This window comes from Rossellomorea vietnamensis, assembly GCF_001305855.1.
Classification (GTDB): domain Bacteria; phylum Bacillota; class Bacilli; order Bacillales; family Bacillaceae_B; genus Rossellomorea; species Rossellomorea vietnamensis_A.
In genome coordinates this window covers 213,851-236,580 of record NZ_LIXZ01000007.1, presented here as the reverse complement: position 1 = coordinate 236,580, position 22,730 = coordinate 213,851, and the positions used below count along the sequence as shown (strand labels likewise).

At 44.5% G+C, this 22,730-nt stretch carries 26 protein-coding genes; 10 read left to right on the top strand and 16 right to left on the bottom strand.

From position 1 onward, the window contains the following. Positions 1-557 (top strand): IS3 family transposase (locus AM506_RS11630; RefSeq protein ID WP_152968582.1); only part of this gene is annotated, 557 nt, incomplete at its 5' end. Between the two features lie 66 nt (positions 558-623). Here the strand turns inward: AM506_RS11630 and AM506_RS11625 are convergent. The 4 genes from AM506_RS11625 to AM506_RS11610 all read right to left on the bottom strand — a co-directional run bounded on the left by AM506_RS11625 (position 624) and on the right by AM506_RS11610 (position 6,335). Beyond that, complete coding sequence (locus AM506_RS11625) at positions 624-2,003, bottom strand: alkaline phosphatase (protein WP_060672649.1); 1,380 nt, start codon at positions 2,001-2,003, stop codon at positions 624-626. 140 nt (positions 2,004-2,143) lie between these two features. Continuing rightward, positions 2,144-3,001: a dimethylarginine dimethylaminohydrolase family protein gene (locus AM506_RS11620; RefSeq protein WP_060672648.1), complete on the bottom strand. Its 858-nt coding sequence runs from the start codon at positions 2,999-3,001 to the stop codon at positions 2,144-2,146. A 183-nt stretch (positions 3,002-3,184) separates the two neighbouring features. After that, entirely contained in the window at positions 3,185-4,765 is a 1,581-nt protein-coding gene (locus AM506_RS11615) for a long-chain-fatty-acid--CoA ligase (RefSeq protein ID WP_060672647.1), read from the bottom strand. A gap of 130 nt (positions 4,766-4,895) precedes the next feature. Further along, complete coding sequence (locus AM506_RS11610; protein WP_152968590.1) at positions 4,896-6,335, bottom strand: DEAD/DEAH box helicase; 1,440 nt, start codon at positions 6,333-6,335, stop codon at positions 4,896-4,898. Between the two features lie 91 nt (positions 6,336-6,426). Between AM506_RS11610 and AM506_RS11605 the strand changes: the two genes are divergently transcribed. Next, the gene (locus AM506_RS11605) at positions 6,427-6,882 is read left to right on the top strand and encodes a hypothetical protein (protein ID WP_060672645.1); all 456 of its coding nucleotides are present in this window, start codon (positions 6,427-6,429) and stop codon (positions 6,880-6,882) included. A gap of 98 nt (positions 6,883-6,980) precedes the next feature. On the opposite strand, the gene AM506_RS22510 is transcribed toward AM506_RS11605, so the two are convergent. From AM506_RS22510 to AM506_RS11595, 3 genes are all read right to left on the bottom strand, one after another. Beyond that, positions 6,981-7,172 carry a hypothetical protein gene (locus tag AM506_RS22510; protein WP_152968581.1) on the bottom strand — a complete coding sequence of 64 codons (192 nt, stop codon included), beginning with the start codon at positions 7,170-7,172 and terminating at the stop codon, positions 6,981-6,983. 17 nt (positions 7,173-7,189) lie between these two features. Beyond that, complete coding sequence (locus tag AM506_RS11600; protein ID WP_060672644.1) at positions 7,190-8,353, bottom strand: iron-containing alcohol dehydrogenase; 1,164 nt, start codon at positions 8,351-8,353, stop codon at positions 7,190-7,192. A gap of 101 nt (positions 8,354-8,454) precedes the next feature. Then, positions 8,455-9,330, bottom strand: coding sequence for a LysR family transcriptional regulator (locus tag AM506_RS11595; RefSeq protein WP_060672643.1), 876 nt, complete (start codon positions 9,328-9,330; stop codon positions 8,455-8,457). A 159-nt stretch (positions 9,331-9,489) separates the two neighbouring features. Here AM506_RS11595 and AM506_RS11590 point away from each other — a divergent pair, with 159 nt between their 5' ends. Further along, complete coding sequence (locus tag AM506_RS11590) at positions 9,490-10,041, top strand: flavodoxin family protein (protein ID WP_060672642.1); 552 nt, start codon at positions 9,490-9,492, stop codon at positions 10,039-10,041. A gap of 73 nt (positions 10,042-10,114) precedes the next feature. Then, positions 10,115-10,402 carry a hypothetical protein gene (locus AM506_RS11585; RefSeq protein WP_060672641.1) on the top strand — a complete coding sequence of 96 codons (288 nt, stop codon included), beginning with the start codon at positions 10,115-10,117 and terminating at the stop codon, positions 10,400-10,402. Positions 10,403-10,735: 333 nt separating this feature from the next. Here the strand turns inward: AM506_RS11585 and AM506_RS11580 are convergent, their stop codons facing one another. Together AM506_RS11580 and AM506_RS11575 are read right to left on the bottom strand one after the other, a co-directional pair. Further along, entirely contained in the window at positions 10,736-11,362 is a 627-nt protein-coding gene (locus AM506_RS11580; protein ID WP_160316871.1) for a nuclease-related domain-containing protein, read from the bottom strand. Between the two features lie 147 nt (positions 11,363-11,509). Further along, positions 11,510-11,938, bottom strand: coding sequence for a MarR family winged helix-turn-helix transcriptional regulator (locus AM506_RS11575; protein WP_060672639.1), 429 nt, complete (start codon positions 11,936-11,938; stop codon positions 11,510-11,512). A 170-nt stretch (positions 11,939-12,108) separates the two neighbouring features. On the opposite strand from AM506_RS11575, the gene AM506_RS11570 reads away from it, so the two are divergent. Together AM506_RS11570 and AM506_RS11565 are read left to right on the top strand one after the other, a co-directional pair. After that, positions 12,109-12,531 carry an organic hydroperoxide resistance protein gene (locus tag AM506_RS11570; RefSeq protein ID WP_060672638.1) on the top strand — a complete coding sequence of 141 codons (423 nt, stop codon included), beginning with the start codon at positions 12,109-12,111 and terminating at the stop codon, positions 12,529-12,531. 114 nt (positions 12,532-12,645) lie between these two features. After that, positions 12,646-13,836 carry an NAD(P)/FAD-dependent oxidoreductase gene (locus AM506_RS11565; protein WP_060672676.1) on the top strand — a complete coding sequence of 397 codons (1,191 nt, stop codon included), beginning with the start codon at positions 12,646-12,648 and terminating at the stop codon, positions 13,834-13,836. 16 nt (positions 13,837-13,852) lie between these two features. Here the strand turns inward: AM506_RS11565 and AM506_RS11560 are convergent, their stop codons facing one another. Genes AM506_RS11560 through AM506_RS11545 form a run of 4 tightly spaced genes read right to left on the bottom strand, consistent with a single transcriptional unit; the run spans position 13,853 to position 17,370 of the window. Next, positions 13,853-14,491, bottom strand: coding sequence for a Crp/Fnr family transcriptional regulator (locus tag AM506_RS11560; protein ID WP_060672637.1), 639 nt, complete (start codon positions 14,489-14,491; stop codon positions 13,853-13,855). Continuing rightward, positions 14,488-15,630, bottom strand: coding sequence for a peptide-methionine (S)-S-oxide reductase MsrA (msrA, locus tag AM506_RS11555; protein WP_235576095.1), 1,143 nt, complete (start codon positions 15,628-15,630; stop codon positions 14,488-14,490). The genes AM506_RS11560 and msrA overlap by 4 nt, the downstream gene beginning before the upstream one ends. After that, entirely contained in the window at positions 15,627-16,682 is a 1,056-nt protein-coding gene (locus AM506_RS11550; RefSeq protein ID WP_060672636.1) for a sensor histidine kinase, read from the bottom strand. Before AM506_RS11550 ends, msrA begins: the two co-directional genes overlap by 4 nt. Next, complete coding sequence (locus AM506_RS11545) at positions 16,669-17,370, bottom strand: response regulator transcription factor (RefSeq protein WP_060672635.1); 702 nt, start codon at positions 17,368-17,370, stop codon at positions 16,669-16,671. Before AM506_RS11545 ends, AM506_RS11550 begins: the two co-directional genes overlap by 14 nt. 325 nt (positions 17,371-17,695) lie before the next feature. Here AM506_RS11545 and AM506_RS11540 point away from each other — a divergent pair, with 325 nt between their 5' ends. The 3 genes from AM506_RS11540 (at position 17,696) to AM506_RS11530 (ending at position 19,864) form a co-directional block, all read left to right on the top strand. After that, positions 17,696-18,778, top strand: a complete 1,083-nt coding sequence (locus tag AM506_RS11540) for an MBL fold metallo-hydrolase (protein WP_060672634.1) — start codon at positions 17,696-17,698, stop codon at positions 18,776-18,778. Between the two features lie 59 nt (positions 18,779-18,837). Then, positions 18,838-19,404, top strand: a complete 567-nt coding sequence (locus tag AM506_RS11535) for a DUF6944 family repetitive protein (RefSeq protein WP_060672633.1) — start codon at positions 18,838-18,840, stop codon at positions 19,402-19,404. Between the two features lie 172 nt (positions 19,405-19,576). Next, positions 19,577-19,864 (top strand): hypothetical protein, encoded by a 288-nt coding sequence (locus AM506_RS11530; RefSeq protein WP_060672632.1) that lies wholly within the window; start codon positions 19,577-19,579, stop codon positions 19,862-19,864. A gap of 86 nt (positions 19,865-19,950) precedes the next feature. On the opposite strand, the gene AM506_RS11525 is transcribed toward AM506_RS11530, so the two are convergent. Continuing rightward, positions 19,951-20,928 carry an LLM class flavin-dependent oxidoreductase gene (locus AM506_RS11525; protein WP_060672631.1) on the bottom strand — a complete coding sequence of 326 codons (978 nt, stop codon included), beginning with the start codon at positions 20,926-20,928 and terminating at the stop codon, positions 19,951-19,953. Positions 20,929-21,054: 126 nt separating this feature from the next. Further along, entirely contained in the window at positions 21,055-21,903 is an 849-nt protein-coding gene (locus tag AM506_RS11520; protein WP_060672630.1) for a VOC family protein, read from the bottom strand. 161 nt (positions 21,904-22,064) lie between these two features. Here AM506_RS11520 and AM506_RS11515 point away from each other — a divergent pair, with 161 nt between their 5' ends. After that, positions 22,065-22,379, top strand: coding sequence for a winged helix-turn-helix transcriptional regulator (locus AM506_RS11515; RefSeq protein WP_060672629.1), 315 nt, complete (start codon positions 22,065-22,067; stop codon positions 22,377-22,379). Between the two features lie 153 nt (positions 22,380-22,532). Here AM506_RS11515 and AM506_RS22110 read toward each other — a convergent pair whose 3' ends face one another. Continuing rightward, a complete protein-coding gene (locus tag AM506_RS22110; protein WP_079532121.1) occupies positions 22,533-22,688 on the bottom strand; it encodes a DUF1540 domain-containing protein in 156 nt (51 codons plus the stop codon). Between the last annotated feature and the right edge of the window lie 42 nt (positions 22,689-22,730).

Here is a 22,730-nt window from a genome sequence, read left to right as displayed (position 1 = left end):
GGAACGTTGGAAAGGTAGCGAAGAACCGATTATCACGCCGGTTTAACACGCATGTCCCTCTACAAAAATTAGTAACTGACGTTACAGAATTTAAATGTCTAAACGAAGAGAAGTTATATTTAAATCCCATTCTTGACCTCTATAACGGAGAAATCATCGCGTATGGAATCAGGAAACGTCCCACGTTAGATCTAGTCACGGAACCTTTACATGAAACGATAGAAATAATAAGAAATCACGCAATCTATAGAACCACCATCCATTCTGATCAAGGCTGGCATTACCAGCACAACCAATGGGTGAAGACCTTAAAGAAGAATAATGTATTCCAAAGCATGTCACGTAAAGCTACATGCGCAGACAACGCTGTAATGGAAAACTTTTTTGGTGTTTTGAAGCAGGAAATGTATTACGGAGAAAAATTAGTTACCTTTGAGGATTTGAGAAGCCGGATTGAAGAATATATCCACTGGTACAATCATGAACGTTCAAAAGAAAAATTGGATGGACTAAGTCCAGTCGAATACCGAACTCAGTCCATCCAATCAGCTGCATAACAAAACTCTAACTTTTGGGGTTAGCCACCGTCGGGGAAGTCCCAACATGGTCTTTTTTCAATCAGCTTATTTCTTGTCTTTGATCTTCCCTTTGTTCTTCAATAGTTCAAAAATCATATTCGCTTGATCTGTATTATCAATCAAGCCGGCAAATTTCTCTTTTTGAGGTCCAAACGCGTACACAGGTACGTCGTCACCTGTATGTCCGTCCGTTGTCCAGCCGGTACCTGAACGTTTATCGAAAATCTTCTCGATCGCATTATCGATTTCCGTTTGATCGCCTTTTTCAGCAGCTGATTTTACAGAAGCGATTTCTTCCTGAGTCAATTCAAGATCGATATTGTTCGCTAACGTTTCTTCAACTGACGCACCGTTCACGATCTGTTCAGCCATATAGTCAGGTGTGTGCTTGGCCGCTTGGATTGGAGCCGGATCCCAGTTGTATTCACCATCAGATCCGATGGAGATACCGCCGGTTGAGTGATCCGCCGTCACAATGACAAGGGTCTCTCCATTTTCTTTCGCAAAATCCCTTACTTTTTCAAACGCTTGTTCAAAGTCTCTCATTTCGCTCATGGCACCGACTACATCATTATCATGTCCGGCCCAGTCAATCTGACTGCCTTCCACCATCAGGAAGAATCCGTCTTTATCCCCTTTCAAACGGTCAAGGGCAGATGTTGTCATGTCGGCTAAGCTTGGTTGTTTTTCATCACGGTCGATCATCTTGTCCATTCCGGATTCAGCGAAAAGTCCAAGGATTTGTTTGTTATCGTCTTTTTTAAGCTCATCAGCTGATTTCACATAGCTGTATCCGTCTTTTTTGAACTGTTCTGCTACATTTCGGTCATCACGCTCGAAGAAATCCGTTCCTCCACCAAGCATGACATCAATCTTATGTTTCCCGTTGATCATTTCATCATAATAATCGTTTGCAATCGCGTCTTCACTTTTACGTGACTCTTCATGAGCTCCGTAAGATGCAGGTGTTGCATGTGTAATTTCTGACGTAGATACAATTCCTGTAGACATGTTATTTTCCTTCGCCTGTTCCAGAACCGTTTTTACATCTGATTTATCATTATCTACTGCAATAGCATTATTATATGTTTTCACTCCACCACTCATCGCTGTTGCGGCAGCAGCTGAGTCGGTTACATTCTCTTTTTCATCTTCCGGGTACGTCGTTTGCAGTCCGACAAGGTAAGGATCAAACGCCGTCTTCTCCATCTCCATCGTATCCGGATTGTCATTCATATAGCGAAGAGCCGTTGTATATGGGTTACCCATTCCATCACCGATCATAAAGATGACGTTCTTGGCTTTACCATTCTTTGATTCCTTGGCTTTCGCTTCTGTGTTGTCCTGATTCATTCCTATGACACTTCCAAGAGCTAATGAGGATACGACCGCCAACGGAAGGATCTTCTTCATTGATTTCTTCATTTTCCCTACCTCCTATAATTCGTGGTACATGTAGAAGCATAAAGGGGAAATATGAAGAAGCATTTACGAAACGAATACAGGAGGGTAAAGCTTATGTAAATTGAAAAAAACAGGCAAATAGTCACCTGTTTCTTTCAATATCATTCTCTTATAAGGGGAAGTGTACAGCAGCGGAATGACCCGCCTGATTTAATGATTTCTGACAGATCCAGTTCGATCACGTCAAACCCTTCCGCTCTGATCCGCTCATTTAATGCTTGGTTTTGGGTAAGACTGATGATCTTCTGATCTCCGATGGCCAATACATTCGGACCCATTTGAAATTGTTCTTCATCGGTCACCGTGATGATATTGTAATGCTTCTTAATTGTCGCAAGATCCTCTTTGGAGAATGCCGGCGGATACACAAGTGCCCATTCACTGGAAATGATGGTGAACACACAATCCAGATGGAGGATATCTTCTCTTAAAGGCAATTCATGTACCGTATAGGCCGTGAGCTTATTTCTTAACGATTGGATCGCCAGCTGGTTCGTTCGTCCGCTCACGCCGATCCAGATATTTTCCTCATCAACGAGTACATCCCCTCCTTCGATGGAATGAAGAAGTTCGTCATAAGGGACCTCATTTTCTTCCAGCCAATGTTTGAGGGTCTTCACTTCTCCCCGCCTGACATCGGTATTCATCGACGCGACGAAAAACTGATCATGGATCGTGAAACCGATGTCTCTCGTGAAGACTTGCTCATTGAGTTCAGTTGATGGTTGAAGGTGAATCACCTCAGATCCATTTTTCTCCAATTCTTCAACGAATGTCTTATGCTGGGAAACAGCTTTATCTATATCAATATTTTCTTTCAAAAAGTGTTTTTGTGTTTCATTTATGATTTCATAGATTTGCATATTTTCGGGTGAAACCACGACTACTTTCTTTAACTTTCCATACTCATTGGTACAATACGTTTTTGATTTTGGAACCAACGGGGAATTTAAACTCATCTTTACGCCCTCCAATTATCTACTCTTAAAAACTGCTTTTCCCTGTTATTATGAAGATAAAACGTCCTTTTTATAACTTATGCCGACGAAGCATTAACAGGGACGTCAAGCAGGCCTTAGAGATGAAATAAGGGCATTTGTCCACTACAAAGAAAGAAGCATGCGGGTGGCATGCCTCTTTCTTTAATGAACCATCCGATCATGATCCTTCCAAAACTCTTTTCGGATCACCACTTTTTGGATCTTTCCCGATGCGGTTTTAGGCAATTCTTTCGCAAAACTAATGCTCTTTGGCGCCTTGAAATGGGCAAGCTTTTCTCTCGTAAAATCAATTAGGTCCTGTTCCGTCAATGTGTGGCCGTCTCGTAGAACCACCACTGCATGGGGGACTTCCCCCCATCGTTCATGGGGAATGGCCACAACCGCTGCTTCAAGGACACCTTCATGCTCGTAAAGGGCCCCCTCCACCTCGATGGAAGAAATGTTTTCTCCTCCGCTTATGATGACGTCTTTCATCCGGTCGACAATTTCGATGTAGCCGTCTTCATCGACCGTCGCCATATCTCCCGTATGCAGCCATCCTTCCCTGATCGTCTGATTGGTTGCTTCCGGATTTTTATAATACCCTTCCATCACCGTATTGGTCCTCGTCACGATTTCGCCTATCGCTTTACCATTTCGGGGCACCTCTTCCCCAAGTTCGTTGACCACCTTCACCTTACTCCCGATCATGCTGTATCCCGCTTTCGCCTTCAGGCGGTATGTCTCTTCCTTTGGCCGGTCCTGTTCCGAAGACCTTAATATAGAAGTCGTGATGAGAGGTGAAATTTCTGTCATCCCGTATACCTGGATGAATTCCCATTTCAGATTTTCCTCCACTTTCCGGACGAATGCCGGCGGCGGGGCAGACCCGGCAATGACAACCCTTACATTTTGTCCAATTGAACGGTCCCTGTCTGGATAGCTCTCAAGAAGCATGTTAAGAACGGTCGGTGCCATATGCATCACCGTCACATCATGCTTCTCCACTTTATCCAGTATCACTTCCGGATCGACTTTTCGAAGCATCACCTGGGTCGCACCGTTGGCTGTATAATAAAATGGTGACCCCCACCCGTTTACATGGAACATGGGCAGGACGTGAAGAAGCGTATCCTGATCCGTCACCCGTAAATGATGCATGGAGGATAGGGCATGCAAATAATTGGACCTGTGGGTGAGGAGCACACCCTTCGGATCTCCTGTGGTCCCACTCGTATAAAGAAGAGACGCGATATCCTCCTCTTCAAGTTCTACACGGGTGAACGTCTCGCGACTGAACGCGCCACGCCACTCTTCATATCCCCGATGTCCGTCCATCGTTTTACCGTGAATGACCACATGCTTCAAATGAGGTACCTCTGATAGAATCGGCTTAACCAACGGATAGAGTTCCTCATCGACAAACAGGGCTTTACTCTCACTGTGGGTCAGGATAAATTGGTAATCGGCAGGCTTCAATCTTGTATTCAATGGTGTCATGACTCCCCCGACAGAATAAACGCCATAAAATCCTTCCAGCATCTCCGTCGTATTGGGAGCAAGATATGCCACCTTATCCCCTTTTTCAATCCCGAATTCCTTCAGTCCCCTGGCCAGTTGATTCACACGTCCACCGAGCTGTCTATACGTCAAACGCTTTTCATCATCAATGATCGCTACCTTATCCCCGTATAATTCCACTGCCCTATCAAGAAAATCCGTTAACACCAATGGTACGTGCATATGTATATCCATCCCCTCTATTTCATGTTATATGGACTATATTAACAGATGCGGGCTATTTTTGGGAATATTCAGAATTCACTCTACCAAAAAAAGCATGATGACCCTTTTGTCACCATGCCTTTAAAGATTAGCGTCCTCTTCGATTTGAAGTGGATCTGCTGCCACTATTTCGCTGATTACCGTTGTTGTTTCTTCCTGTTGACCCGTTTCGCTTACCGCGGGAGGTACCCGACGATTCACCGCCCCCGCGGCGGGGATGTGTGTCTTCACTCTTCGATCTGCGACTGCGGGTCGGACCATTCTTTTCATCGGTCCTCCCTCTGCCGCCCCGTGGAGACCTTGCTTTTCTATCCTTATTGGCTTGAATATTCTTTTCGCGGCGATCCTTTGCACTTTCATTGGACCCTTTAGAGCCATTAGGGGTTTCTTTAGTAGAAACGACCTCTACCACTCGGCGGGGCAATGAACGTCCGATGCCTTTCTCGATCATTTCCAGGTCCTGCTTATCCTTCAGGGCAACAAAGGTGATGGCAAGCCCGTCTTTTCCGGCACGGCCCGTGCGCCCGATTCTATGAATGTAGCTTTCCACATCTTGAGGGATATCATAGTTGAACACATGGGTCACGCCCTCGACATCCAGACCCCGGGCCGCTACATCCGTTGCGATCAGAAGTTGGAGCTTCGCATCCCTGAACTTCTTCATCACGTTTTCCCTTTTTGCCTGGGACAAGTCACCGTGGAGTTCATCGACCAGAAAGCCTCTTGCTTTAAGATCTCCGAGCAGCTTGCTGACCCTTCTCTTCGTCCGGCAGAAAATGATACCGAGGAACGGCTGGACGCCGGTGATCGTTTGACTGAGGGCATCCAGCTTCTCTCGATCCGTCGTTTCCACGATTTCCTGCTGAATTTCCTGCACAATTTTTTCTTTTTCACGGATCTGCACATTATGAGGTTGATTCATATAGCGCTTCCCGATCTTACGGATCTCCTTGGACATCGTCGCTGAAAACAGGGCGGTCTGACGGGTGAACGGCGTCTCGCGGATGATGGATTCCACTTCATCGAAGAAGCCGATATGAAGCATCTGATCCGCTTCGTCCAATACAAGGAACGAAACATTTGAAAAATCGACCGTCTCGCGGCGCACATGATCAAGGAGTCGCCCCGGTGTTCCGATTACGATATGAATCGCCTTATTCTTCAGTCGCTTAATCTGTTTCTCAACATCCTGACCACCATATACGGCTAATACATGTATGTCATCTTCCGTAGAAGAAAGTATTTGATTCAATTCAGCGGTTACCTGAATCGCAAGCTCCCTCGTCGGAGTCACGATAAGAGACTGGATTTCATCTTTTTCCGAGTCGATTTTTGCAAGCATGGGCAGGAGAAACGCCATCGTTTTTCCCGTTCCGGTCTGCGCCTGTCCGATCACGTCCTCACCATTTAATAACACAGGGATGGTTTCGCTCTGAATCGGCGTCGGTTCTGTTATGGATTGTTCTTTTAATGCGTTAACGTACTTAGGTTGAATTCCTAAGGAAGTAAAATCATTCAATGGGGTCACCTCTTTGATACTCATTATACCCGTAATCCTCTTTAGAAAATAGGGCGCTGTGGTATAATGGGAAAATCGTAAAATGAAATGAGGAATCACATTGCTGACATTTGAAGATAAATTAGCTCTCATAGAAGAGTTTCCCGAGCTTACCCGGAAGGACGTTTCACTGAACCGGGTGAACTTCCACTTTGAAGACAGTCTCTATGAAAAAACGACCGTCGTCTATCACCTGCACCCTAACGGGAACGGATTTGTATATACGGGCAGCCTTCCCGGTTATGAAGCGAATCCGAAAGGTCTTGTGAATATCCGGGATTTCAATCGGGATGAACTCCTGACCATCATCCGTGCTTCAATTGATCATCTGGCAACAGAAGAAGAAATCGTGCCTCCCGTGGAACAGTTATGGAAAGATGCGGAAGGGCATTCCCTCACGTTGCTCGAGGAAGATGACCGCTGGAGTATTTATGCCGGTGATAATCTTGAGGACAGCTTCGGCGGGTATGATGAAGCTGCGCTGTATTTGCGTGAAGAAGGGTTTCGGAGACGGTAAATACTTCTCCTGGGTGGCAAGAAGGATGAAAAAAGGACGAATCGGGTGACGATTCGTCCTTTTTTGTCTTAGAGTAGCGTGGATGTGGGGGGATCCGTTCATGGTGCATGGGCATCCAGTCCGGGTGAGGCCAGAATGGGAAGGAATCCAGCCGTTTTTCGAGAAAATCCAGCCGAAACGCGCGTTAATCCGGCCTTTTTTGATGAAAATCCGGCCGCAATGAACCAGAATCCAGCCGATTTCGAGAAGAATCCAGCCGTTTTACTTTTATTTCCCCACACTATACCCAAACCGGCAGCCACATCATCTAAAGAGATCTTGTCAATATATCCCTCACACTGTCCCCATCCATTTCTTTATACGTACCTACGCCAGGCTTGATGAACGTCTTCTCCACAATGGCATCGAACTGACTGTCATCGATGTCATAATCGGCTAGGGTGCCCGGTGCCCCCAGGGAGTTCCAGAAGTCGCGAAGAGCTTTCGCCCCTTCCCGTGCCACGTCGATATCTTCCTTACCATCAGGCGAGACCCCGAACACATTCACCGCAAGCTGTGTGACCCGGGATGGATCCTCTTCCAGCACATGCTCCAGCCAGTTCGGGAAAAGAATCGCAAGACCGCCGCCATGGGGAATATCGTAGATGGCGGAAATGGCATGCTCGATTCGGTGGGTGGCCCAATCCCCTCCATCGGTTCCGTTTGAAAGAGATCCGTTGAAGGCCGTCGTACTGATATACATCATCGTTTCCCTATGCTTGAAGGACTCGAGATCCTCCAGTAGTTTAGGACCGGCTGCAATCGCCGTCCTTAGAAGGGACTCAATGAACCCGTCAATCATCGGTGTATTTTCCGTCCGATGGAAATAATGTTCAAGGGCATGGGACATGCTGTCGACTATCCCATAGATCGTCTGATCGCGGGGTACAGAGAATGTGTAAGAAGGATCCAGTATTGAAAACGTCGGGAACACATGCCGTGATCCCCAACCTAATTTATCATTCGTCTCCCAGTTCGTAATCACAGACACAGAGTTCATTTCAGAACCTGTCGCAGCCAAAGTCAGGACCGTTCCAAAGGGAAGTGCTTCCTCGATCGGGGCTTTGGCGGTGATCAGTTCCCACACGTCCCCCTCGTACTTTGCTCCTGCCGATATCGCTTTTGTGCAGTCGATCACACTTCCACCGCCTACAGCAAGGATGAAGTCGATGCCTTCTTTTATGCAGATATCGACACCTTTACGGACAGTGGTCAGTCGGGGATTGGGTTCGACTCCCTTTAACTCAAAAACGTTGGCTTCCATTTTCCCCAACTCGGTCATCACATCATCGTAAACGCCATTTCTCTTGATGCTTCCTCCCCCATAAACCAGTAAGACCTTCAGTCCCTTGTCCAAAATGGTAGACAGCTGCTTCACTTCATCTTTACCGAAGTAAAGCTTTGTGGGATTGTATTGTAAAAAAGTGTTCATGTTTAGCACCTCTTCGTAAGAATTATCCATTCATTTTACCATTGCTTCGACTCATAAAGTTAACGATAGTTTTTCATCTTATTGATCAATAATTTTGATAGCTAAGTGGTCAGGGCTTCAATCAATTGTGTAAGTGGAGGCGTCAGCCATTTCTTTTCAAGATAAATAATCTGTGTATAGACGGGGCTTTTTTCATGATCAAAAGGAATCTGGACGACCTTTCCACTCTCAATCTCCTTTTGCACGGCTATTTCAGGCAGGATGGCCAGACCCAAGTCGTCGGCTACACACTGTTTGATGGCTTCTAAGCTGCTAAAGGAGATGATAGATTTTGCCTGTACATCGTTCTCTTTTAAAAGTTGCTCCAATAAGACCCGGTACGAACAACCTTTCTCTGTTAAAATGAGGGTTTCCGATTCAAGCTCCCTTACGTTCATTTGTTTCAGGGAATGCAAGCGGTGACCCGGCGGCGCAATCATGACCAATTTCTCCTGCCGGATGGGAATCGTCGTTAAGTCGGGATGTTCTGAAAAACGGTCAAGCAGGATGGCCATATCGTACTTCCCTTCAAGGATACCTTCCTTTAAGTTCGGACATAGTCCGGATTCAAGGAGGATCTTTAATTCAGGGTGCTCGCCCTTCAAGTCCTTAATATAAGGCGTGATGAAATAAGCTGCGAGGGATTCCACGGTCCCGATCCGCAAGGTCCCCCGCAGATTGCTTTCCTGCGAGATCCGTTCTTCCGCTTCATCCAGAAGGGACACTATTTTTTCCACGTAGTAGTAAAGCTCTTCCCCTGACTGTGTGATCCTCATTTTCCCGCCGACCCGTTCGAATAATTTTATCCCATAATGCTCTTCCAGCTTCTTGATCTGGGTCGTCACACTGGACTGGGCATATCCGAGTTCCTCCCCGGTCTTTGTGTAACTCCCCCATTTAACCACTTCCTTAAATGTATAAAAATAGTTCAGATCCATTTTTCCCCTCCTATCATCTATTACAATAATTAGTATCGATAATTATAGATAACTTTAATCTCCCCATCAATGGTATACTCTTAATCATTAAGAATCCCATGTTGGCATTAAAGGCTGTTAAAGCCCAATATACTGAAATGTATAAAGGAGTGTTCATCAATGAAAGTACTGGCCCTTTTAGGAAGCACACGAAAAAACGGGAACTCCGAATATCTTGCGAAAAAAATCGTCGAAGGTACCGACCATACCATCGTTTCCCTTGCCAATCTGCATATTGAACCGATTGAAGACCTGCGTCACGCTGAAGGTGGGTTTCTCCCTGTCGAGGATGATTACGAACAGCTGGTCCAAATGATCGAAGAGCATGACGTATTATTATTCGCAACTCCCCTATACTGGTATGGGATGAGTGGTCCGATGAAGAACTTCTTCGACCGTTGGAGTCAGTATTTGCGCGACGAGCGCTTCAACCTGAAAGAAGAGCTTACGAAGAAAAAGGCGTACGTCGTGATTACCGGAGGAAGCTCGGCCAACATAAAAGGACTTCCCCTTGTACAGCAATTCAATTACATTTTTGAATTTGTCCATATGGAATTCACAGATTATCTGATCGGTGCCGGCGTCAAACCTGGTGAGATCGTGAACGACACGGCTGCACTGGAGAAGGCAGAACGCTGGAACGCGCGATTCAAAATGGATGATCCCTCTTAAGGGGTCATCTTTTTTTGTTAAACCTCACACAATAAGGAAATAGTATGAACAAAACCCTTATTGGAGGCTTTATATGGATTTCCCTACCATTCACACAAACTTCTGGGATGCCGTCATCGCCATTCCCGTCATTATCCTGTTAACCCAGCTAATCAAAGGCTTCTTTAAACCACGAGCTTTTCTGGTACCGAATATTGCCGTTCTACTCGGGCTTTTCATCTCAATTTTCATCAGCCACAGGGGGCATCTCGTCACGGGCATTTTCATGGGCTTTTTTTACGGTTATGCGGCGATTGGGAATTACGCTTCTTTGAAGACTTCGGTGCTGGCTTTTCGGGGGGAGAAGGAGGAGTCGCCATAAGTGGTGATAAGTTGTATGCCCGGTCCCTTGTGGATAACGTCGACGGAAGGCCCAATTTTTGCAGGAGTTTGCGCGCAGTTGAAGTGGACTCCAATTTTAAGAATTCCCTCGCTTGCTTGTTCGTAATAAAGGTATTTATCAGAAACGCATAATCTCTCAATGAATGAGTATGGGCATTCTTTTGAACGGATAAACAGTGCCCGCATCTCCATGTACCACTTATTCTCTCCATAGATCCGGACTGACAGTGAACACAGTATACTCCATGAAGAATAATCGATTGTGAGATATCGAACTGTTTTAACAGGTCATAGGATTGTGGTATGTGATGCTTCAGAATGCTCTCGTCAATTTGGTTACTTGTTGAGGAGATAATGATGGATTTTGATGGGATTGGAAATAGCTTTCAATGTGGAAAAGGAGTTTTGCACTTCTTATCACCCTTTGATAAACCGAATGATCTTGCGAAGAATTTTTTATATGGGAATGTGGGTTGGTAAAGACTACAATGTTCTCGACAGGTATGGACGGGTAATTTCTTTCCACCAGCCACCTTTCAAGGTCCTTTTTTTGTCTGTAGGACTGGAGGATGGGATCCTGAAATACCTCTATTTTACCATTAAGGTTCCGGATCATTTGGTTATAGGTTGTATCAATATAAATTTCTCCTGCAATGTTCTTCACTTCTAAAATGAGAATGAAATTCCTATGAAGGATTAAAGTATCGATTTGGAAAAAGGCGGATTGAATAAAGAGGCGAAGATCGTGGAGAATCAAATATTCTTCTTCTGGGAGTCGATTCAAATAATAGTCCAAAGATAACTCCCCGTGGTATCCTGCCTTGAAATTTCCCAGCTGATGCTCAATCTCATTTCTTCCGCTGAAGGATTTGGGTAAGCGCCGTAATAACACCTCAAGGTTTACGATGATACCAGGGGGTTCATGCTTTTTTACGATCAATAAGATCACTCCTTTAAGATAAGTAGGGTGTTGGGATGGTCTTAGGGGATGATTTCCATCAATTTTTGATGAGAGTTCGGGCCAGACAGCAAAAATCCAGCCGATATCCAAATTATAACAATTCCTATACAGAAATGATAATTATTTTTATCCCTGCAGTTTCCCCAAAATCGTCGTCAGCGTCTGATCCAACTTCGAAAGCTCCTCACCATCCATCTCAAGCCTATCCAATAAACGGGTCGGGACACATTCTGCTTTTGCCTTCATTTCCCGTCCTTTATCCGTAAGACTGATGATGACACTTCTCTCATCCTCCGCCGAACGCTTCCGTTCCACCAGTCCGTTCGCTTCCATCCTTTTCAGCATGGGAGTCAACGTGCCGGAGTCCAGGAATAACTTCCTACCGAGTTCCTTTACCGATATCGTTTTTTCTTCCCATAACACGAGCAAAGCCAAGTATTGAGGATACGTGACACCGATTTCCTCCAGGAGGCTCCGGTAAAGCTTCGTGATCTCCCTCTCAGCTGTATATATTTTAAAACAGATTTGATTTTCCAATAAAAGTGGATCCTTCATACATGTCGATTCCTTTCTTGTACAAACTAATTGTGATTATCATACAAAAAAAAGTATCATTTATCAAATTAAATTTTACACAACTAAATAGTTGACAACTAAATACAAATCTATTATATTTAGTTTTGTAATATTTAATTGTACACAATCAATAAAGAGGAGTGAAAGAAATGAATGCATTATACACAGCAAAAGCAACGGCTAAAGGTGGCCGTGACGGAAAAGTAACAAGCAGTGACGGAGTATTGGATGTTGCTTTGGGCATGCCAAAATCACTTGGTGGTTCCGGAGCAGACGGGGCAACAAATCCTGAACAACTATTTGCAGCTGGATATTCGGCTTGTTTCGACAGCGCTCTTAATTTAGTGGCTCGCCAGGAAAAGAAAAAAATCCAATCCAATGTAACGGCTGAAGTGTCAATCGGTAAAGATACAGACGGAGGATTTAAATTAGGCGTTGTCCTCTCAGTTGCCGTAAATGGTGTAGAACTGGATGAAGCCAAACAACTGGTGGAAAAAGCACATGGTGTATGTCCTTATTCCAAAGCGACAAACGGAAATATCGATGTAGAATTGCATACTGAATTATTTTAACGGATCAGGATGGGCAAATGAATGCCCATCCTTTTGTTGATTTCAAATGTTTTAATCTCCCCTCTTCAAGGGAATGGAATAGGAATAAATTCATTACTCAATGGGGGCACCAGGATGGAATTACACAATGGTCAATTGTTTTGGCCGACCACTTTAAAAAATAGAAAAGAAGATTTTGATCAAAAGTATGATGCAGTCATTATAGGAGGCGGCATGTCCGGGGCATTATGCGCCTATTCACTCGTCCAGGAAGGCTTGAATGTCGCCATCATTGAAAAACGGACGCTTGCTGCCGGCAGTTCATCCGCCAATACAGGTCTGCTTCAATTTTCCAATGACGTCATGCTTCATGATTTGATGGACCAGATCGGAGAAGACAAAGCGGTTCGTTTTTATTCCTTATGTATGGAAGCAGTAGAAAATCTGGAGAAGGTAGCGATGAATCTACCGGTTTCTCCTGATTTCATCCGCAGGAAAAGCATTTACTATGCAAGCACATCCCGACATGTTCCAAAGTTAAAGAAAGAATATAAAACCTTGAATGAGCACGGCTTCCCTGTGGAATATTGGTCTCGTAAAGAGATGAAGGACCGCTTGCCTTTTTCAAAGCCTGGCGCTTTGATCACTCATGGTGACGCAGAAGTGAATCCATACAAATTCGTGAATGGGATATTTGATTATTTAAAAGAAGGAAAGCAAACAACGATCTTCGAAAATCTGGAAGCAACAAACATAGAAGAACATTCTACAGGTGTAAATATCCAAACCCCTGACGGAATCATTCAAGCAACGCACCTGATCCATGCAACAGGCTATGAAACGCCTCCCTTGAATAAGAAAATCGGCTCAGACATCAACAGATCCTATGCCATTGCGACAGAACCGATTGAAGATTTATCTCAATGGGATGACAGAGCGCTCATCTGGGAGACAAAGCGGCCTTATTTATACTTGCGCACTACGGTAGATAATCGAATTATTGCCGGAGGGTTAGACGAAGACCCTGCAGAGGCGCCGCAAAGTGAGAAGAAAATTGAAAAACGCGGAAAGCGGATCGAAAAAGAAGTTCAGAAACTGTTTCCCGACCTGAAGATCAAGATGGACTATGCATGGGGGGCAAGCTTCGGGGAGTCCCTGGACAATCTTCCCTATATCGGAAAACATCCTGAAAAGGAAAGGATTTATTACCTGCTCGGTTATGGCGGAAACGGCACTGTCTACAGCATGCTCGGAGCCAACATCCTGCGGGACCTTATCCTCGACCGTCCAAACCCGGATGCAGAGATTGTCAAATTGGATAGATGAAAGAGAGGACGGACTTTCAGGAAAGATCCGTCCCTTTCACCATATGATAATTTCTATTGATTTTTTGGATGTAGCCTTCTTTGATTAGTTCTTTTGTGAGGCTGGTGACGGTTTCCCTGGTCGAACCAATGAAGCTTGCGATGTCCTGGTGTGTGAGGTGCACATTGATTTTAATCAGGTTACCCTGCTTTTCTCCGAATCGCTTCATTAGAAAGGACAGAAGGAAAAGGATCCTTTCTTTTACAGGGGTATACATGATACGTTCGATGAATAGATTTCGCATTTTCATTTGTTGGTTAAGGGTTGAATATAATTCCGTCACGGTCAGTGAATGTGTGCCTTTCATACTCTCAACCTGTTTGTGAGAGAGTACATGTAAAATTGTCGGATCGATCGTTTCTGCATACACGCCTTCTTCATCTAAACTGAAACTGGGGATATTGCTAAATATCTCACCTTCTCCTAAAACGATAAGGATGGTTTTCCGCCCATCCTCACTGTTCTTATAAAGCTTAATTTTTCCCGAATGAATCATATATAGATGATTATCCAATGAAAAAGGTTGGAAGATGACTTCTTTTTTTGCGTAGTTTACGAGCCTCTCTGACAGTTCTTCTAAAATGGAAGTCGATTGCAACGGGGTGGATGAATTCATAAAGCTCCCTCCTCTTTTGTTCCAAACTGAGACACAAACTCACCGTACCCCTGCTCTTCTAATTCATCCTTCGGGACAAAACGAAGGGCTGCAGAGTTCAAGCAATATCTTAATCCTGTTGGCTTAGGGCCATCTTCAAACACATGACCCAAATGTGAATCGGCGTGTTTACTTCTGACCTCTGTCCTGGCCATGAACAAAGTCCGGTCTTCTACTTCAACAACATTATCTTCCACGAGGGGCTTCGTGAAACTAGGCCATCCTGTTCCACTTTTGTATTTATCCTTTGAACTGAACAAAGGTTCACCCGAGACGACATCCACATAAATGCCTTCCTTTTCGTTATCCCAATATTCATTCTTGAATGCTTCCTCGGTGGCTTCTTCCTGGGTGACTTTGTATTGAATATCCGTCAATTTATCTTTTAATTCTTCATCCGTAAAAGAAGGATAAAGAGAATTGGTTTGGAGTTTAATATGACGGTCATCGCCCCACGCTTCATCCAGAAAATCATCCCTTCCTGAATTACTTCTGTAGAACTTATAGCTTAATTTATTTTTCTTATAATAATCCTGGTGATACTCTTCGGCTTTATAAAAGGTTTTGGCCGGTTGAATTTCTGTTACAATTTCTCCTTTAAAACGTGCCGAGTCTGCCAATTCCTTTTTTGACTGCTGAGCAGTCTTCATCTGTGCTTTATCGTGGTAGAAAATCCCGCTTACATATTGAGGTCCCCGGTCTACGAACTGTCCACCTGCATCCGTCGGGTCAATCTGCCTCCAGAAAACTTCTAGTAATTGTTCATAAGTGATCACGTCAGGATCGTACTCGATTTGGACCGCTTCCACGTGGCCCGTCTGTTTGGAGGATACCTCGTCATAGGTAGGGTTTTTTTCTTCTCCGCCCGTATATCCTGAAATGACCGAGTATACGCCATCCAGTTTTTCAAAAGGTGGTTCCATGCACCAGAAGCATCCCCCTGCAAAGGTAGCAAGTGCATGGTCTTCATCGACTATCTTTGTTTTCACCGCTTCACTTCCCACCGATTTCTGGGTCATGCTTGCATACAGTTTCGGTCCGAAAAATGCTCCAATAGCAACTAAGAGTATCAATCCGATTCCGATCATAATTTTTTTCACTGTCTCTCCTCCTCGCTATTTTCTAAAGGTAATTGAAACCAAAAGGTGCTGCCAGAATGTCCATCACTTTCAACGCCCATTTCCCCACAGTGGAGTTCAATGATTTCCCTGCTGATGGAGAGTCCGAGTCCTGACCCTCCTCCCGCTTTAGTGCGAGACTTTTCCACCCGGTAAAATCGTTCAAAAATGGAGGCCTGTTCTTCACTGGGTATCCCCTTCCCTTGATCTGTCACGGAAAATTCCATTTTTTCTCCTTTTTTGACAGTCCGTATGGTAAAAGCCGTTTGATCAGGCGAGAACGAAAGAGCATTTTGGAGAAGGTTTGTCATGACCCTTTTGATTTGAACAGACATTAACGGAATGAGAGGCAAGCTGTCATCGTACTCGACCCTCACTTGTATTCCTTTCTCCTGTATTCTTCGCTCGAATTGCCCTAGGGTATCAATCAGAAGCTGATCGATTGAAGTATAATGTGGATTCCATGGCAGCTTTCTGTTCTCTAATTGAGAAAATTCCAATACTTCTCCTATCAATAGACTTAATTTTTCCGTTTCAGATAGTATCGTTTCGTAGTATCGCTTCCGGGTCTTCCGATCTTCAATGATGTCATCATTTAAAGCCGCTACAAAGGAATGAATGGATGACAGGGGTGTCCTTAGATCATGTGAGACATTGGCAATCAACTCACTCTTGAATTTTTCTGATTCCTTTAATTCCCAAAACATCTTTTCTATCCTAGTGGACATATCATTAAAGTTGGCAGCGAGCTCCTTGATTTCCTTAGGTCCTGCTTCCGTTACCTTTACCTTAAAATCACCATTGGCCATCTTCCCTGCTTCCCTGCTCATTTGCTTCATGGAATTTAACAAGGGGCTCGTGATCATCAAATTGACTGCAAAAGATAAAACCCCCGCTCCCAATGTAATAAAGAAGAGAAGAATGATGATATCTGTTGAAATAAACATTTGGACATATGATATGGTGAGGAAGATCATAATCACCATCAGGGAAATCGTATTGGCTAAAATGAGGAGGGTCCTAATCTTCATCATGCTGTTCCCCCTCGAATTTATACCCTATCCCCCATACCGTTTTAATCCACTTGGGGTCTGATGGATCAACCTCGATCTTCTCTCTTAACCTGCGAATATGGACATTGATCGTATTGGCATCACCAAGATACTCATATCCCCACAACGTTTCAATCAGTTGGGATTTTGAGAACACCTGAGATGGATGTTTGGCCAGTAAGGATAACAGTTCAAACTCCTTTACCGTCATTTCGACTTCGTTTCTCCCTGCAATCACTCTCCGTTTAGTACGATCAATGAGCAAACCCTCCCACGTAAGAATGTCCTCTTTCCTTTCAGATGAAGAATGGGTTCTTCTTAAAACATTCTTAACCCGTAATAACAGCTCGCGTGGACTAAATGGCTTCGTGATATAATCGTCTGCTCCTAAAGTAAGCCCATAAATACGGTCCTTCTCTTGCCCAAGAGCCGTGAGCATGATAATCGGAGTGTCATGGTCCTCCCTTATTTTTTCAGCTACCTTCCATCCATCCATTTCGGGCATCATGATGTCGAGAATCACAATGTCCGGGTGGAATGCATCATATTGTTGAAGTGCTTCTTTGCCGTTAATGGCCGCACTCACTTCATACCCTTCCCGGACAAGATAGCGTGAACATACATCTACAATATTTTCCTCGTCATCCACTAATAGCACTTTTTTCGCCATTTAAATGCCCCTTCCTTCTATCCCTCTGATTGAGACCTTCTATTCCAAAGGTTTTGTATATATTCATTGTACCGTTAGTCATTTTGTCTGGCGAAGATGAATCGGTTTCCTTTTACGCAGGAGGATGCCGGTGCTACCCTGTCTGAAAAACGAGGAAACGAGTTACTATCTTCTCTAATTCCAATTACCAATAGTATAAAATACAAACCTTATGGAATCTTAACGTAATTCTTAATTATTTCTTAACTATCGTACGGGTTTCGTTTTGGACAGGTTCTTACAAATTTGAGATAGTAAAAGATATCTAACGAAAAGGAGAATCTCCATGTTTATCACTCTTATATTGCTTTTAGCCGTAATTTTGACCGGGATGATGATCGTGAAGTATTACCCCCCACTGGGGAAAAAGCCTTCACGTGAGCGAGTCGGCTCGTCTCTCCAGTATTCTCAAGGATCTTTTCAAAATTTAATACCCACTTCCATGGACACGAGCTTTTCTTCATCCGTTTCAATGATTCGCGACCTTTTCAAACGAAACGCTAATCGCAAGCCTAGACAGGATATTCCACGAGTCGCATTTCCTTCTATTCCCCACCCCCACCCTGTGACGAATGTTACGTGGTTCGGACATTCCGCATCTTTGATTGAAATTGATGGAAAGAGACTTCTCCTTGATCCCATGTTCGGGAGATCCCCTTCCCCATTTCCATGGATCGGTGGAAAACGGTACAGCAAGGAGCTTCCCTTTCAAATCGATGAACTGCCTCCCATCGATGCAGTGATTTTTTCTCATGATCATTATGATCATCTTGATTACGGAACGATTCGGAAACTCCGAAACAAAGTGAAGCAATTCTTCGTTCCTCTTGGTGTAGGGAGTCATTTGGAACGATGGGGAATTCATCCTGAACATATAGCCGAACTAAACTGGTGGGACAAGGTTGAATTCAATGGACTTACCTTAGCCTGTACTCCCGCCAGACATTTTTCCGGTCGGAATTTGAATGACCGTAACGCTACATTATGGTGTTCTTGGGTTATTGCCGGTGAAACTACCAGGATCTTTTTTAGCGGAGATAGTGGTTACGGTCCTCACTTTAAAGAAATAGGGAAGGTCTTTGGTCCTTTCGATTTGACCCTGATGGAATGCGGACAGTATGACCCCAGATGGGCACCGATCCACATGCTCCCTGAAGAGACGGTCCAAGCCCACCTTGATGTGGGAGGGAATTGGCTGCTGCCCATCCACTGGGGGGCCTTTACGCTATCTTTTCACGAGTGGACGGATCCGATTAAAAGGGTCACGAAAAAAGGAGCAGAACGGAATGTGCCCGTTGCCACTCCTAAAATAGGTGAAACATTTCTTCTGGAGGAAGATTCTCTACCCTCTTCGATTTGGTGGGAATGAACAAACAATCGTCCTGATGTATACACTATTTAAGGAACTGTAAAGTAGGCGATTATACTATGAGCAATGAGCAAAAAGCAACGTTCGGAGCGTGGGTTGCAGCCATTGGGACCGTCATTGCCGCCATAGGCAGCACTCCCATTAAAAGGATTCCTGATGGTACACTTAGGTCATTCAATCTCATAGGAAACGAACTTCAAGCTACTGGGAACGCCCTCGAAGCTGATGCCATTGAAGAATTCACACTGACGAAAGTGGGAAATGAAATTCAAGCCATCGGAAACGTAACGGTCATTGCTGGCATCGTCATCGATTTCAATACCATCATCAAGCAGGAGCTGAACATCAAAGGGAATCTCCTCCAGGCGTTGGGGGGATCGGCTGCCCTGGCTGATTCTTTCGATGAAGAACATACACTAGAAGAGCTTTATTCGATCTATGGGAACCTTCTACAAATCATCGGAAACTCTCTCCAAGCCATATCAGGTATCCTCACTTTAAATAATAAAGACAGTGGGAACCTGAATGTTGTCGGCAGTTGGATCCAGGCGATTGGAGCCATTATTTCTGCCCTCGTCCAGACAAAAGAATCCTCTACTTGTAGTTGCTGTACATATAGAATGTAGAGCAACGGGATCAAGTGCTCTACAAGGATGAGTGATTTAACACATGACCATTTTAGTTGTCCTTCTCCTCTCGGTCCATTTTTATAAAATCTCTTTATCTGGGGATATGCCCATACCAATCCATCTCTAAACGAATACTCATAACCTAGATAGAGAGAGGAGGTTTTATGCTATGAATGATTTTCAAGCAGGCAATGAAACGTTTGTAGACTATCATGATTACCGCCGGCCAATCGGACGGGTAGGCTTCGGAAGACCGGGATTTGGAGGGTTCGGGAGACCAGGGTTCGGTTATGGCGGATTCGGAAGACCAGGATTTGGATTCGGCTTCAGTCCGTTTGTGGGAGGACTTGCAGGCGGATTATTAGGAGCAGCATTATTGAGCCCGGGTTATGGGTATGGTTACGGGTATGGATATCCGCCAGCTTATGGCTATCAACCATATCCTTATTATTATTGATTTCATATAAATTGAGAGGGAACCTTATGTGAAAGCGCAATAGGTTCCCTTTCTTATTTTCAGAGGTTTTCTTGCCTCATCTTGACTTAGAGAAGCGCCTCAGCTATCAACTCATACGACCTTACTTTATCTTCAAACTGCGACACGTTAGTGATGATCATAAATTCATCCGTTTGATATATTTCACTTAGCATCCTTAGTTCTTCTTTCACTTTTTGAGGAGTTCCTACTATCGTCCTTTTTCTGTTTTCCTTTACTTTTTCTTTTTCTTTCGGCGTCAGCACTCTTGCCTTTGCTTCTTCTAAGGAAGGAATTTCCGTATCAATCCCCTTTTCTACAGCCAATAACCACAAGTCTTGTGTGAGAGCCATCTCTTCTGCTTCCTCCTCGGTTGGAGCGCAAACGACAAAGATACACACATTGCTCAAAGGTCTGGCTAATGAGGAAGAAGGCTGAAACTGTGTATGGTAATAATCCAGCGCCCGCTTCCCATTGACCGGATTGATGAAGTGACCAAACGTAAAAGCCGTGCCTTTTTCAGCTGCCACCCTGGCACCACGGTGAGTGATCCCCAATATCCATGGAAGTGGAGGAGACGCTGCGTCAGGATAAGCCTTCACGGATTGTCCCGGTGAAAGATGCAAGTAATTCTGAAGTGCCTCCACCTGTCCCGGAAACCCATTCATACTCTTTTTCACCCCATCCGTAAGAGCCATCCGTGTTTCATATGACCCTCCTGGCGAACGACCGATTCCAAGATCAATCCGATTGGGAAATAGGGTTTCCAACACCTTGAAGTCCTCCGCAATTTTGTACGGACTGTATTGTGGAAGGAGGACACCCCCGGATCCTACCCGGATCGTAGTTGTCATGGAGGCAATATGTGAAATCAGTACCTGGGGAGCAGAACCCGCAAGACCATTCGTATTATGATGCTCCGCCACCCAGAATCGTGTGTACCCCAACTGCTCTGTATACTGTGCAAGCCTGACTGTATTCCGAAACGCACTACCTGCGTCCCCTCCCCTTACAATCACAGACTGATCCAATACACTCAACTTCATCCATCCCACTCCCTGCTAACCGAATTTCCTTTAGTATGTACATACCATTATCCCACTAAAATCTGCAGGACCAAAAAAAACTGCTTAGAGGGACGGACCTCGTTTTTCGAGGTCCGTCCCTCCCCTTTACAAGCTTAAATGGATGTGGTTGCCGGATGGGTCCACGGTGAGGATTTTACCGTCGTGTTCCTGGACTGTGGCCCCAATGGACTCCAGACGTTGAATGATGCTGCTTCGTTTTTCTTCATTTGGGAAGTGAAGGGTGAACCAGTTGAGGCCCACGCTGTTTTCAGAAGGAGCCGGTGCGCCTACCCCATTCCACGTATTCAATCCTATGTGATGATGGTACCTGCCTGTCGAAATGAACAGTGCCTGATCCCCGAATCGGCTCACCACGTTAAAGCCAAGACCTTTCCCGTAGAATTCTTCCGCCGACTTCAAATCTGATACGTGAAGATGAATGTGCCCCATCACTGTACCGGCAGGGAGTCCATTCCACGATTTCCCCTCTGCCTCGGCTAATATCCCCCTTGCATCGATGGGATCAACGGCCATCTCGACTTGATCACCATGCCATGTCCAGCCGGATGATGGACGGTCCCTGTAAATCTCGATTCCATTCCCATCAGGATCAGATAAATATAATGCTTCACTGACAAGATGGTCAGAAGAACCGAGCTGTATATTCAGCTTGATCAGATGGGCCAGAATCTTCCCAAGGTCCTCTCTGCTTGGCAGCAACAGAGCAAAATGATACAACCCCGTCGTCCTAGGTTCTTTAGGTAAAGCTTCATCCGGCTCTTCCAGGGATAACAAAGCATGAATGCCGTCTGCCGTTAAGGTCGCCCGTCTTTCTGATTGTTCCAGAACCTTAAACCCGATGACTTCCTTGTAAAAAGATAGAGACTGCTCCAAATCTTGTACGATTAAGCTCACTTCCCCAACAAAGGTATGGGGTTCTTTATGAAAGTTCATTATGATTCCTCCGATTTATTTTTAGACGTTTTTTGTTAGGTTACTTTATGTAACTAATTTTAAGTTAATAACTATCTTCCGTCAAGTAATTAAATTACCCTATCACCTGTTATATGGTATACTACTAAATAGAATTCCCATGATTAAAGGAGGCATTGAAGATGAACCAATCTGAAATATGTCCAAGATTTGAAAAAGCGATTGGCATCTTAAGTCAGCGATGGACGGGACTCATCATTTATCAACTGCTGTCTGGCCCTCAACGGAACTGCACCATCAAAGACGCAATAGGCATCAGCGGCAGACTTCTATCCGAGCGATTAAAAGATCTTGAACAAGAAGGAATCGTTACACGGACCGTCTATCCCGAAACACCGGTGCGGATTGAATATTCGTTAACAAAGAAAGGCTATTCTTTAGAGCCTTTAATGAAGAATATTGAGAAGTGGTCACAGGAGTGGATTGAAAAGGATTGAGAACCCGTCTAGCGGCGGGTTTTTTGTTTGGATTTGGTTGAGGGATTGGAGGAGTCTTTTACTTTAAATGTGGGCTTTTTGTATAACATTGAGAATTATTATCAATACTATACAAAAAGAAGACAACCACGCCTATGGTTGCCTTCTCTCCTATTACATACCAGGTTCGAATGTTTTGCAATCCGTTTCTTCGCTGTTATGCGCTTTGTTCCCTTTATGACTGACTACGAAAATCTGGTCTGCAGAACACTTCTTACCTTCACTGTTGTACCGGCAGTTGCTTACTTCACATAGTACGTCTTGTGCCATGGTTTTACACCTCCCCTGTACCTTTAGAGTGTACGTTTCGTT